Source organism: Ignavigranum ruoffiae (genome assembly GCF_900110675.1).
GTDB lineage: Bacteria > Bacillota > Bacilli > Lactobacillales > Aerococcaceae > Ignavigranum > Ignavigranum ruoffiae.
Genome location: NZ_FOEN01000001.1, coordinates 105309 through 119037, shown reverse-complemented (window position 1 = coordinate 119037; position 13729 = coordinate 105309). Strand labels below are relative to the sequence as shown.

The window sequence follows — 13729 nt, the reverse complement described above, 5'->3', positions numbered from 1 at the left end:
AGGCATGAATATTAGCATTATTTTTCTAATTTACCGTCATGGAATTTCTTCATAATTCCTTGAGCAGATAATAAAGTACGCACTGTGTCAGAAGGTTGGGCACCTTGTTGTAACCATTTAAGTGCTAAGCTTTCATCAATCTTAACTTCTTTTGGTTCAGAAACTGGATTGTAAGTACCAATTTGTTCAATAATACGACCATCACGTGGAGAACGAGAATCCGCTACAACCACACGGTAGAAAGGACGTTTCTTAGAACCCATACGTTTTAAACGAATTTTTACAGACATTCATTTCACCTCTTTCAGTTCAATCTTACAAGATGATATATTAACAGAAAATAAATAAGCTGTAAAGTACTTTTACTTTACAGCTTGAATTTTTTTGTAAATTTATCGCATAGATGATTTTTAGAATTTTTCATGGGTTGAATACTTTAAGCTATGCCAAGATTTACTAACCATTGTTTAATTTCACTCAAACTATTCAAAGTAACTTCATGACTGTTCACCCAAGTATATTGGACATGAGCTTGAGCTTGTTCAAGCTTTGCCAACAAGGCCTGATTTTGTTCCATAGAACATAAAGGATCTTGTTTACCCATCGACAAAAATATTTCTTTACTGGACAAATCTAATTCAGGGTTAAAATCCAAGGGATACAAAGGAGCCATTAAGATGGCTCGCTTCACAGGGCTTCCTAATTGAAACAAGAGATGACTGGCTATATTTGACCCATTTGAAAAGCCGACAAAGATGGCCTGAGTCAAATCAAAATGATAATGATCACTGGCCCAATTTAGAAAATCATTAATTTTTCGTCCCTGTTGGTCCAGATTTTCTAGGTCGTAAGAGCCATCATCATAACGTCTAAAAAAGCGAAGATACCCTTGTTCGTTAATTTCACCACGAATTGCCAAATAATTTGCCTGAGGGGCTATGGTCTGAGCAATCGGAATCAAACTTTCTTCATTTCCACCAGTGCCATGGAACAAGATTAACGTATGCTCGGCATCTTGACCTTGGCTAAATAGATGTTCCATCATAACCCTCCTCATTGTGATTCATTAATCTTTTTTACCGGTCCAAACTGAATTGAATGGTTTAACCTGACGTTCAATATATTCGCGATCTTTTTCTAAAAATGGTGGTAAGGATAATTTTTCTCCAAGGGTCTCATAAGGTTCGTCGCCCATGAAACCAGGTCCATCCGTAGAAATTTCAACTAAAATATGACCGATTCTCGCATATAAGGCTTCGAAGAAGAAACGATCAACCAAGCCGGAGTTACGAATATTTCGTTCCATATATTTATTTAACCAGGCTTGGATGGCTTCATGGTCTTCCACTCGGAAAGAAACATGGTGTATTTCACCATAACCTTGGCGACTTACCGGACTGGTCGTATCACGGCGTAGAATCACTTGACCACCATGACCCCCTTGGCCCACTTCAAAGACAGTCACATCATCTTCTTCAATATGAATCGTCATGCCATAAATTTCTTGCAGTAACATCTTAAAATCATCGAAATAAGAGACGGTAATTTCAATCGGACCTAAACCATAGATAGCGAATTCTTCTGGAACTGGCCCTTGTTTCCAAGGAGTACCCGCAGGTACACCATGGTCATGTTCATCAGAGAACAATTGATATCTTTGGCCATCTTCTTCTTCAAATTTCAAGATTTTAGATCCGTATAATTCGAAAATGCCTTCATGTTTAACCCCATATTGATCAAACCGATCACGATAGTACTCTAAGGCTGCATCATTAGGCACACGTAAACCAATTCTTGAAATAGAGTTAGTACCGTGAGTTCCTTGCGGAATTTGAGGGAAGTCAAAGAAAGTTAAATCCGTTCCAGGATTCCCCATATTGTCAGCATAAAAAGTATGGTAAGTATAAATATCATCTTGATTTACGGTTTTTTTGACCAATCTCATGCCCAGAATTTGCGTCATAAAATGATAGTTCTTTTTAACATCATGAGTAATCGCAGTAACGTGGTGAATACCTTTTAATTCATTCATTATGATACGCTCCTTTTAAATGTTAATTTCGAATTCGAAGTAAATATACCACGACTTATTTTCAAAAGCAAGCCTTTTGACTTTAGTATCCTTTGGGGGTCTGGTTCCCCTTGTCGCAAAACCTCTTAGAAATTTTGTCAAAAATAACAGTAATGACTTAATTTCGAAAAATTAAGACAATACGTTTATCGGTCAATCAATCATAGATTAACAAATACTTGGAATTTTTAAAGTATTTTGGACTCATCCTTAAAAGATAATCAACAGTATAATATAAAACATCAATGTAAATCACTCGGTCAAAATAAAAAAACGGATATCTACCTAGAAATTAAGTGTGTTTCTAGATAAATATCCGGTTACCTTTGTACATTTGAAAGCAAAAGATTGTCTAATTCACAGACACTTACGGCAAAATTATTTTCTGCGTTTCTTTTTAATCATTTTACGAAGTTTGTCTTTTTGTCTTTTGGCCTGTAATTGTTCGGGACTCATAAAATCCTTTTGGTTGAATCCACCACCTAGACCAGGTAGGCCACCCCCACCAGACATCTGTTCAAACTGATTCATCATCTTCTTCATACCCGACATTTTGCCGTTAGACATTTGGCTCATCATTTGCCGACTTTGATTAAATTGCTTAATTAACTGGTTGACTTTGGCTAAATCTTGACCCGCACCTTTCGCAATCCGTTTCCGTCGGCTTTGGCTGATCAGATCAGGATTTTCTCGTTCTTCTGGTGTCATCGACTGAACAATGGCTTTGATATGAGCCATATCTTTCTCGTCAACGTTCAGCTCATCTAATTCTTTGATTTTGCTCATGCCAGGAATCATCTTGATTAAATCTTTGATTGGCCCCATTTTATTAACTTGATCCATCTGGTCGATAAAATCATTAAAGTCAAAGCTAGCATCTTTAATTTTGTCGGCCATTTCAGCTGCTTTGGCCTCATCAAAGTCTGCCTGAGCTTTCTCGATCAGGGTCATCATATCGCCCATGCCTAAGATTCGACTAGACATCCGATCTGGATAGAAAGGTTCTAGGGCATCGAGCTTCTCACCTTGACCAGTAAATTTAATCGGTTTATGGGTAATTTCACGAATCGATAAGGCTGCCCCGCCCCGGGTATCGCCGTCTAATTTAGTGATAATTACCCCTGTAATATCTAAGTCATCATTAAAGGCTTTGGCCACATTCGATGCATCTTGACCAGTCATCGCATCGACGGTCAATAGAATTTCATCGGGCTGAGCCACTGCTTTGATATCGGCCAATTCTTGCATTAACTTCTCATCGACATGAAGACGACCGGCCGTATCAATTAAGACGACTTCATTGCCGTTAATGCGTGCTTGTCGTAAGGCTTGTTCGACAATCTCCACCGGTGACACCGAAGTTCCCAATGAAAAGACTTCAAAATTTAATTGTTGACCTAGAGTCTTTAATTGCTCAATCGCCGCTGGACGATAAACGTCGCCAGCTACCAGCAAAGGTTTCTTAATATTTTCTTTCTCGTACAGGTACTTAGCTAATTTACCAACAGTCGTGGTCTTACCGGCCCCTTGTAGACCTGCCATCATGATGACGGTTGGAGGTTGCTTAGCTAGGTTTAATGGGACGAGTTCGCCCCCCATCAATTGGGTTAATTCCTCATCCACAATCTTGACAACTTGTTGGGCTGGAGAAAGAGATTCTAATACTTGGGTCCCTAATGAACGTTCGTTCACCCGTTTAACAAATGACTTCACAACTTTGAAATTGACGTCGGCTTCTAAGAGCGCCAGACGAATTTCACGCATCATCTGTTTGAGGTCGGCTTCAGTAATCTTACCTCCCTTACCAACCGTCGATATTGCCCCTTGTAATCGATCAGATAATCCTTCAAATGCCATAAATCTTTACTCCTTACAATTCATATTCAAGTTTAATCAACTCATCAAGCACATGCTGGCTAGGTTGGTTTTGCAGCTGTTGGTTGAGTTGTTGATAGAGTTCTAAGCGACGATTGCGCAATTGCAGAAGATGTAATTGACTTTCATAGTTCTCTAAAGCCTGTTCTGCACGTTTGATATTATCAAAGACTCCTTGCCGACTAATCTGATAATGCTCAGCAATTTCAGCCAAGGAGTAATCCTCTTCATAATAGAGTGAGAGCATCTCCATTTGTTTATCGGTCAACAGGTTACCATAATAAGCAAAAAGTTGATTCATCAAAAGGGTTCGTTCCAAAGACATGGTCGCTCACCCCTTCTCTGGGAAATTAATATATTGAGCCAGCCGGTCGGCTAAATCGGCGGGTGTCACATGTTCTAATACTTCAGCTAATTCATGAACTTCCCTGGGACCATAGCCTAATTTGTGGGCTAAGAAATATTCCCAAATCTCGTGCTTACGTAATATATCACGAGCATGTGCTTCTCCTAATGGGGTCAGCTTGCCTCCATGATAAGCCTTATATTCAACCAACCCTTCAGCAGTTAACTTGGCCATCATTTCACTCACTGAAGGAGGAGCAATGCCTAAACCTGCCGCAATTTCTTTATTTGAAAGTAGACTGTCTTGACTATGTTCATAAATAAATTTTAAATAATCTTCTTTACTTTGCGACATTTCATTTCCTCCTAGCCGAAATATACAATCATAATTTTATCATGAAAGCATTAGCGGCACAAACAGATAATTTTTAGGTAGGCCTATTGATTTTAGGTTCACCTAATGTTATGATGGTCACAGATTAAATATTAGGTTAGCCTAAATAAGAAAGGAAGGTAAGATGATTGAGATTAAAAATTTAAGTGTTACTTATCAAAGAGATCGGCCGGTCTTACAGGACATCAACCTACAAAGTAAAGACGGATCGATGACAGGTATTATCGGTCCTAACGGTGCGGGGAAATCTACTTTATTGAAAGCAATCCTTCAATTAATTCCCTTTTCTGGAAAGATTTTGATCGATCAACAAGCTGCCCATAAACAATTAAAAAACATTGCCTATGTTGAGCAACGGAGTTTGATTGATTTTAACTTTCCCATTACCGTCAAAGAATGTGTCGCCCTAGGTCGTTATCCACACTTGGGACTATTTCGCCGACTGAAGGCGGAAGATTGGCGGAAAGTCAGCCAAGCCATGAATGAATTAGCTATTGATCATTTGGCCAATCGATCTATAGGGGCCTTATCAGGCGGTCAATTCCAACGGGTACTCTTTGCTCGTTGTTTAGTACAAGAGGCCCCATATCTTTTCCTAGATGAGCCCTTCATTGGCATTGATCAAACCAGTGAACAAAAAATTATGGAAGTCTTAAAGAAACTCAGTCAACAAGGCAAGACCATCTTCATTGTCCATCATAATCTGGCAAATGCTGAAGCTTATTTCGATCACATCATTTTATTAAATAAGCAATTGATAGCCTATGGCCCTAGCGCTCAAGTATTAAATTCAACCAATCTAAACCGGGCTTATGGGCTCAGTTTGATGAAGGAGATGACATCATGATTCAAAGTTTTATCAACGGTCTCAATGAATTCCAATTCTTACAATATGCTTTAATCACAGCGATCATGATTGGCATTGTCTCTGGCATCTTGGGTTCTTTTATTATTTTACGTGGAATGTCCTTGATGGGCGATGCTATCTCACATGCTGTCCTGCCCGGAGTCGCTCTCTCATTTATATTTGGTATAAATTATTACTACGGAGCCTTGGTCTTTGGCCTATTGGCTGGCCTACTGATTACTTATATCAAGAATAATTCGATTATCAAAGCCGACACCGCAATTGGTATCACCTTTTCGGCTTTCTTGGCTTTAGGGGTGATTTTAATCAGTTTTGCCCGGTCTTCAACCGATTTATTCCATATCCTATTTGGCAATATATTAGCCGTTCAAAAAGAAGATATGATGGTTACTGGGCTAGTGACCTTAATTGTGGTGACTTTGATAATTCTATTCTTTAAGGAGCTCTTGATCAGTTCCTTTGATCCTACAATGGCTCGAGCTTATGGCATGAAAGTCGAGTATTATCACTACCTCTTGATGATTCTATTAACCATGGTTGCTGTAACGGGAATGCAAAGTGTGGGTACCATTCTGATTGTGGCCATGTTGATCACCCCAGCTGCCACCGCCTATCTATACACCAACCATTTAAAGACAATGATTATACTATCCGCCTGCCTCGGCGCCTTATCAGCTGGCTTAGGATTAATGTTTGCCTATTATTACAATTTAGCGGCTGGAGCCTGTATCGTCTTAACTTCAGCGAGTCTTTTTCTACTTAGTTTCTTTATGGCCCCAAAACAAAACAAATATAGAAAGAAAGTGATTGACCATGAAAAATAAACTAAAATATATGATTTCCTTCGTATTCAGCTTAACTTTGATCTGTTTAGCCACACCTTTGACCCTAGCCCAAGAATCAAGTCCCTTAAATATTGTCACCACCAATTCAATTTTGGCCGATATGGTCCAAGAAATTGGTCAAGACCGGGTCAATGTTCATAGCATCGTACCGATTGGCCAAGATCCTCATGAATATGAACCCCTCCCTGAGGACGTTAAGAAAACTGAACAAGCAGATTTAATCTTTTATAATGGGATTAATTTGGAAAATGGCAGCCAAGCCTGGTTCACCAAATTAGTCAAAAATGCCAATAAAGTTGCTGACCAAGATTACTTTGCCGTATCAGCTGGAGTTGATATAATCTATCTTGAAGGAGAAGATGAAGCCGGTAAAGAAGACCCTCATGCCTGGTTAGATTTAAATAATGGTGTGATTTATTGTCAAAATATTGCTGACACATTGATCCAAGCTGATCCCGGGCATGCAGAATTTTATCAAGAAAATCTAGCCAACTACACCAAAAAGTTACAAGCTTTAGACCAAGAAGCTCGCCATCTCTTTGATCATATTCCCAGCGATCAAAAGCTAATCGTCACTTCTGAAGGATGTTTTAAATATTTCTCCAAAGCCTATAACATCCCTTCAGCCTATATCTGGGAAATTAATACCGAAGAAGAAGGGACCCCTGAACAAATCACAGCCCTGGTCCGACAAATCAAAGCATCGAAAGTTCCTTCCCTCTTCGTTGAAACCAGTGTTGATGACCGGCCAATGAAGACGGTGGCCCAAGAAACGGGTCGGCCAATCTATGCAAAAATCTTCACTGACTCAATCGCCGCTTCAGGTGAGACGGGAGATTCTTATTATTCGATGATGGAATATAACCTCAAAACAATTGCCGCAGGACTCAATCCTTAATATTGCTAGCAATTTCAAGATCTCTGTGGCGTATTAATTAAAAGAAACTAAGGATTTGTTGGAGAAATACTGAAAATCCACTCAGTCCACCTTAACTCAATAGGGTTAGGGTCAGACTAAGTGGATTTATTTTGCATTGGTGAATGATGGTGGGAATTTTTTTATTAATTTATTAAGCTGAAATCGTCCAACACCCAGGCTCAGCTTATTGAGGTTCAATCACGTCTTTAATTAAGTTATAGAAATATTGCTCACTATCAAAGACTTGTAAGTCTTGAGCTTTCTCACCTAAACCAATGAATTTGACCGGAATATCAAGTTCATAGCGGATGGAAAGCACCACCCCACCCTTGGCTGTCCCATCAAGTTTTGTGAGGACTAAGCCCGTTATTTCAGTCGCTTCATTAAATTGCTTAGCTTGGATGAGCGCATTTTGGCCGGTAGTCGCATCGAGCACTAAGAGGACTTCTTGAATTCCATTAGGATTTTCCCGTTCGATAATTCGTTTAATCTTAGCTAATTCATCCATTAAATGAATTTTAGTCTGCAGGCGTCCGGCTGTATCGACTAATAAATAATCGTAATGTTCGGTGTTTGCTTTCTTAATCGCATCAAAGACCACTGAAGCTGGATCTCCTTGATCCCGTCCAGTCACTACTGGAATGTTAAGGCGGTCACCCCAAACCGTCAATTGTTCAACCGCCCCAGCCCGGAATGTATCGGCTGCGGCCATCAAGACAGAATGCCCGGCTTCTTTTAGTTGATATGCAATTTTGCCGACAGAAGTCGTCTTACCGACTCCATTCACGCCGACAAATAAAATCACGGTCGGTCCATCTGGATTCTTAATCAATTGGTTAGATACTTGTTCGCCTCGTTGATAGATTTCCACCATCTTCTCAATCATTACTCGTTTAACATCTTGACTTTTATACACATTCTGAGCTTCGATTTCATCACGGATAGCATCCGTTAAAGCAATGGTCATATCAAAACCAACATCAGCGCCGATTAAAGCTTCTTCCAAATCTTCATAGAATTCTTCATCTAATTCACGAAAGCCAGAGAACAGGTCAGCAATCTTCTCTGAGAAGTTTTTGCGCGTCTTTTCCATTCCTTTGTCATAACTTTCAAAAACAATGGGTGAGTCTTTCTCTTTTAATTCTTCTTTAACAACAGCATCTTCACCGGTAAAGGCCCGCTTAATTCGATCAAATAATCCCATGATTTCCCCTCCTAATATTTAATAAATGATAAATAGCTTTTGCCACTCCGTTATCCTGATTGCTAGCGGTCACGTAATCAGCCTGGGCTTTAACTTCAGCAGCTGCATTGCCCATCGCTACGCCGATACCTGCCATTTTAATCATCGAGGCATCATTGGCCTGGTCGCCAATCGTTAGCATCTCTTCAGGAGGAATCTGCAAGCGTCGACCCAATCGGGCGAGGGCATTCCCTTTAGACACTCCTGCTTTACTAATTTCAATTTGAAATGGATGGGAGTGGACAATCGCGTATTGATCAGCTAACTCTGGCTTTAATTGTTCTAATTGCTGTAATAAATATTCTTGGTCCGTGGCGACTACAAATTTCAGGAAATAATTGTCTGGTCCAAAAAGCTGATAATCTTTGGTCTTGGCGGGAGCAGTCGTTACTTGGCTAACATAAATTGAAGGAAAGGGACTGTCTTCCTTCGGTGCCTGATAAACCCATTCTTCATCAACCGGATGCCAAGGAAGTTGCAACCGCTCTAATTCTTTCTGCCAGATTAGAAAATCTGAAAAGTCTAAGGCTTGCCGATAAATCACTTGGCCATCACTGGCTCGGTGAATCTGGCCACCATTAAAGGTAATCAAATAGTCTTCTGCACTTTTTAAACCTAACTGGTCTAAGACAGGCTGAGCAGCCAGATAGGGTCGTCCAGTACAAATGACAATCTTAATGCCCAATGCATTTGCTTGATGTAAAGCTAGGCGGTTATGATCGGACAGCGACTTATCCGGAGCTAACAAGGTCCCATCTAAATCCACCGCAATCAATCTTATCATACACTATCTCCTTCTATTTGACGATCACTTAGTTTGACTGAAGCTAATTTGGAAATGCCTGATTGTTGCATGGTGACCCCATATAGGACATCGGCGTGTTCCATCGTTCCCTTTCGATGGGTAATCACAATAAACTGAGTCTGCTTAGTAAAATTCTGGATATATTCGCCATATCGATAGACATTGGCATCATCTAAAGCGGCTTCCACTTCATCAAGTACCACGAAAGGCACCGGACGAGTTTCTAAAATCGCAAACAAGAGCGCAATCGCGGTCAATGCCCTTTCTCCCCCCGATAATAAGGCGAGATTCTGTTTTTTTTTGCCGGGTGGCTGGGCTAGAATGTCAACGCCCGTGGTCAACAAATCATCAGGCTGAGTAAGCTCAAGTGAAGCTTGACCTCCAGCAAATAAAGCCCGAAAGGTTCGTTGGAACTGTTGATTAATCTGCTCAAAAGTATAAGCAAATCGTTGAATGACCTCTTGATCCATCTCATCTATCGTTGTTTGAAGTTGTTCCATCGCTTTTAATAAATCATTCTCTTGGTAAGTCAAAGCTTGATAGCGTTCATTTAGCTGGTCATAATCTTCAATCGCCTGTAAATTCACCGGTCCTAACTGTTCAATTTGCTGCTTCAACGCTCGAACAGTATCGAAATTTACTTCATCAAGCTCCAGTGCTTGGGCTCGCTTTAGAGCCGCTTCGAAACTTAATTGATATTCCTGATTGAGATAGGTTAAGTAATTATCAATAAATGATTGATGCTTCTCAATTTGCGCTTGATAACGCGCCTGTTTTTGATAAGCTTTTTGCAGTTTACTTTGCTGATGACTGAGTAAATCTTCTATATGATCGATGGCTTCTTGACTTTCTGTTCTTGCTGCTTTTAATTGAACCAAGCTGTGACTGATCGAAGCTTGTTGTTGTTCCGTTTGACTTAATTCAGCTTCGACCTGCTTCAGTTTCTCGGTCAATGCTTGTCGAGAAATTTGATGTTGGTCGGCTAAATCTTTGTAGTGACCCAGCCGGGCTTTTAAATCTTCTATTTCTTGGTTTATTTGATTTTTTCTTTCGAAGGCTTGATTCTTTTCGACTTTCAAGACCGCTTGATCGGTCTGTAACTGATTCATCGCTTGTTCAATTAGCCGTAATTCTTTTTGTTTTTCATCTTCACTTAAATTGGCTTGATCTAATCGTTCCTGAAAATCTTGAATCTCAGCTTCCGCCTGTTTCAATTGCTCTTGAGCTTGCTGATAATTGACTTTAACCGCTACTAAATCCTGGTTATCTTGAGCTAACTTATTTTGGTCAATCTGGCGAGCTTGCTGCCATTGCTTATGCGCTTCAATGATTTGTCTCAGTTGATAGTTTAAGTTTTCACGTTGCTGTTGAGTGGTTTGCAAGTCTGCTTGAGCTTGTTGAACCAAAGATTCTTGTTGTTTCAGAGCTTGGTTTCTCTCCCGATTTTCTTGTTCTAAGGTCAGTAAAGCTTGCTGGCTAGCTTGATAGTCTTTCTGGGCGGCTTCAATATCATGTCTTCTTTGTAACATGGATTGTTGTTTATTTTTGTACTTACCTCCCGTTAAAGAACCCCCTGGAAATAATAAATCTCCATCTAAACTGACAATCTTCGCCCGATATTGCAATAATTTAGCTAAATCTTGCGCGTGTTTAAGATCTTGGACCACCATGACTGTTCCTAAGAGATTCGCAATAATCTCTTGATAAATGGGTTGACATTGGACGAAATCACTGGCTAGGCCCAAATAACCGGGAAAGTTCTGAGCTTGTTCAAGCATCGCTGGATTTATATAACGGGCTTTAATATTCGGCAGAGGTAGGAAGGTCGCTCGTCCAGCCCGACGTTGTTTTAATAAATCAATCGCTTGACGGGCTACCTGGTCGGATTCAACCACCAGATTTTGACCAGCTGCTGCGAGTGCAATTTCAATTGCGGTTTGATATTGCTCCTCAACCCGGATTAATTCAGCGACGGGTCCATGAATTCCTGGGATGGCTTCTTTCATCAAAGTTCGCACACCGGCATAATAGCCAACGTATTCTTCTTGCGATTGTTTCAAATTTTCAAACTGACTCTTAGCGCGGTTCATTTGCCGTTCATAGTCAAAGAGGTCTTGTCGAGCTCTTTGTTCTTGATTCTGTAGGTCTTCTAATTTCCTAATATTTGCAGCAAGATTTGCTTGTAACCTTTCCTGGCTGGCTTGTGCTTGCTGGATTTGTTCTTGAATTTGCTCCTGACGGGATTGATAGTCAGCTTTCTGGCTTTCACTGTGTTCAAGCCTATCTTGAAGTTCTTGCCTTTGCCTAATTAAACGTTGTTGTTGATCTGCTAGGACATTTAACTGATTATTGGCCGTCGCCTTTTTTTGATAAGCTTCGATAATTAAGCCTCTTACTTCTTCCATAGCTGCTTGATCCGACAAAGCAAGGGCTTGTTCACGCTCTTGGTATTGTTTGATTTTCTGAGACAGCTGAACACTTTTCTTTTCGAGTTGCTGCAAGTGTTTCTCGACTTGCTCTTGTTCCATACCTAGACCGGCTAACTTCTCTTGAGCCTGTAATGCTTGTTGACCTTGGTCGGCTTGATGACTCTCCTTAAAATTAAGTTCTTGAGTGAGCATATTCTTCTGACCTTGTAGGCGCTCAAATTGTTGAATCAAGTCCTGGTATGTTTGGGTTTCATGGTCTAAGGCTTTCTCGGTGTTCTGCCATTGATGCTTGGCCTGGATGAGTTCGGCCTGCTTGCCTTCAATCATTGCTTCAACTTGTTCGATCTCTTGGTTAAGTAGGTCTAAAGCTTCAGCCTCTTGGTCCCAATCTTGTTTGCTGTCTTGAATTTGCTGTGTATATAAGGCAATTTCTTGTTTTTCTAAATCTTCTTTATAGGCTTGATAGGTTATCGCTTTCTCTTTCTGCTTTTGAAGCGGTTCGAGTTGATGTTCTAACTCAAAGATAATATCACGTACCCGCGATAAGTGATCTTGAGATTTCAACAATTTCCGTTCAGCTTCTTGTTTACGGAATTGATATTTCTGAACACCCGCGGCTTCTTCAAAGATTAGACGCCGTTCTTCAGCCTTGTTTAAGAAGATTTGTTCGACTTGTCCTTGAGAAATAATGGAAAAGGAATTCTTACCTAGACCCGAATCCAATAACAAATCAACAATATCCTTCAAACGACAAGGTTCGTGATTAATAAAATACTGACTATCGCCATTGCGATGATATGACCGGGTTAAACTAATTTCGGCGAAATCCAAGTCAAGATAGTGATCTTCATTATTTAAAACTAAAGTTACTTTAGCAATGTTGACCGGTTTTCGCCCTTGGCTACCGTTAAAAATCACATCTTCCATCTTATTGCCTCGTAAACTTTTGGCAGATTGTTCGCCTAATACCCAACGAATGGCTTCCGATAAATTTGATTTACCTGAGCCATTGGGGCCAACCACCGCCGTCATTCCTCGGTCGAATTCAATAATTGTTTTATCTGCAAAGGATTTAAACCCCGTCATTTCTACACGTGCTAAATACATATTTGTCTAACTCCATTCCTCGGCTTAATCTTTGATTATGATGGTGTGCTTGAGGCTGATTCAGCCATTAAGGCAGCTTTGGCTGCCGCCATCTCCGCCTGTTTCTTAGACCTACCTTGACCTCGCCCTTTAAATTCATTATTTACATATAAGGCCATCTCAAAGATGCGGGCATGGTCTGGCCCACTTTCACCTTCTAAACGATATTCAATGTCAATATTTCCTTGTTGCTGTAATTTTTCTTGGAGCAAAGTCTTGTAGTCTTTGGCCAGGGATTGAAGATGGGCTTGATGGTTCTCTAATAAGTAATGAACCAAAATCCGTTCCACGCAAGCAAAACCTTGATCTAGGTATATGGCTCCTAAGACCGCTTCGAAACAGTCGGACAGAATAGAAAATCGGTATTGGCCCCCGTTAGCTCGTTCTCCCTTACCTAATTGAATAAATTGATCGAACTTCAACTGCTTAGCTAGCTTGGCCAAGCTTTCTTCCTGAACCAAAGCTGCCCGAGTTCGCGATAAGAATCCCTCAGGTTGATCAGGATAAAAAGTAAATAAATATTGACTGACAATTAATTCTAAGACTGCATCGCCTAAATATTCCAAGCGTTCATTTGATTTTAGCCGATATGGTTTCTGATTCCCTTTCTGCTCATGAACGAAAGAGGTATGCTGAAAAGCAGTAATATATAATTCTGCCTGTTTAATATCTATATCAAAACAATAACTGAGATGCTCAAGTAGTGTCGTCATCCTATCCCTCTTCCTCATTCTAATTACTTATTCTGTCATTCTACCATGTAATGCTGAAGGCGCCAAATTGATCGAT

At 40.3% G+C, this 13729-nt stretch carries 13 protein-coding genes; 3 read left to right on the top strand and 10 right to left on the bottom strand.

Features of this window, described 5'->3' with window-relative positions:
- Positions 1-17: 17 nt before the first annotated feature.
- From rpsP to BMX34_RS00520, 6 genes are all read right to left on the bottom strand, one after another.
- Entirely contained in the window at positions 18-290 is a 273-nt protein-coding gene (gene rpsP, locus BMX34_RS00545; RefSeq protein WP_092569696.1) for a 30S ribosomal protein S16, read from the bottom strand.
- A 146-nt stretch (positions 291-436) separates the two neighbouring features.
- Positions 437-1042, bottom strand: a complete 606-nt coding sequence (locus BMX34_RS00540; RefSeq protein ID WP_092569694.1) for an alpha/beta hydrolase — start codon at positions 1040-1042, stop codon at positions 437-439.
- Between the two features lie 24 nt (positions 1043-1066).
- Positions 1067-2032, bottom strand: a complete 966-nt coding sequence (locus BMX34_RS00535) for a VOC family protein (protein ID WP_200793390.1) — start codon at positions 2030-2032, stop codon at positions 1067-1069.
- A 417-nt stretch (positions 2033-2449) separates the two neighbouring features.
- Positions 2450-3928, bottom strand: a complete 1479-nt coding sequence (gene ffh, locus BMX34_RS00530; RefSeq protein WP_092569690.1) for a signal recognition particle protein — start codon at positions 3926-3928, stop codon at positions 2450-2452.
- A 13-nt stretch (positions 3929-3941) separates the two neighbouring features.
- Positions 3942-4271: a YlxM family DNA-binding protein gene (ylxM, locus tag BMX34_RS00525; protein ID WP_092569688.1), complete on the bottom strand. Its 330-nt coding sequence runs from the start codon at positions 4269-4271 to the stop codon at positions 3942-3944.
- Positions 4272-4277: 6 nt separating this feature from the next.
- A complete protein-coding gene (locus BMX34_RS00520) occupies positions 4278-4646 on the bottom strand; it encodes a metal-dependent transcriptional regulator (RefSeq protein WP_092569686.1) in 369 nt (122 codons plus the stop codon).
- A 163-nt stretch (positions 4647-4809) separates the two neighbouring features.
- Between BMX34_RS00520 and BMX34_RS00515 the strand changes: the two genes are divergently transcribed.
- The 3 genes from BMX34_RS00515 to BMX34_RS00505 are packed head-to-tail and all read left to right on the top strand — an operon-like array spanning position 4810 to position 7296.
- Complete coding sequence (locus tag BMX34_RS00515; protein WP_092569684.1) at positions 4810-5532, top strand: metal ABC transporter ATP-binding protein; 723 nt, start codon at positions 4810-4812, stop codon at positions 5530-5532.
- A complete protein-coding gene (locus tag BMX34_RS00510) occupies positions 5529-6377 on the top strand; it encodes a metal ABC transporter permease (protein WP_092569682.1) in 849 nt (282 codons plus the stop codon). The genes BMX34_RS00515 and BMX34_RS00510 overlap by 4 nt, the downstream gene beginning before the upstream one ends.
- The gene (locus tag BMX34_RS00505) at positions 6367-7296 is read left to right on the top strand and encodes a metal ABC transporter substrate-binding protein (protein ID WP_092569680.1); all 930 of its coding nucleotides are present in this window, start codon (positions 6367-6369) and stop codon (positions 7294-7296) included. Before BMX34_RS00510 ends, BMX34_RS00505 begins: the two co-directional genes overlap by 11 nt.
- A gap of 205 nt (positions 7297-7501) precedes the next feature.
- Here the strand turns inward: BMX34_RS00505 and ftsY are convergent, their stop codons facing one another.
- Genes ftsY through rnc form a run of 4 tightly spaced genes read right to left on the bottom strand, consistent with a single transcriptional unit; the run spans position 7502 to position 13653 of the window.
- Positions 7502-8521, bottom strand: a complete 1020-nt coding sequence (ftsY, locus tag BMX34_RS00500) for a signal recognition particle-docking protein FtsY (RefSeq protein WP_092569678.1) — start codon at positions 8519-8521, stop codon at positions 7502-7504.
- Positions 8508-9344, bottom strand: a complete 837-nt coding sequence (locus BMX34_RS00495) for a Cof-type HAD-IIB family hydrolase (protein ID WP_092569676.1) — start codon at positions 9342-9344, stop codon at positions 8508-8510. Before BMX34_RS00495 ends, ftsY begins: the two co-directional genes overlap by 14 nt.
- Positions 9341-12901, bottom strand: a complete 3561-nt coding sequence (smc, locus tag BMX34_RS00490; protein WP_092569674.1) for a chromosome segregation protein SMC — start codon at positions 12899-12901, stop codon at positions 9341-9343. Before smc ends, BMX34_RS00495 begins: the two co-directional genes overlap by 4 nt.
- Positions 12902-12936: 35 nt before the next feature.
- Entirely contained in the window at positions 12937-13653 is a 717-nt protein-coding gene (gene rnc, locus BMX34_RS00485; protein ID WP_092569672.1) for a ribonuclease III, read from the bottom strand.
- Between the last annotated feature and the right edge of the window lie 76 nt (positions 13654-13729).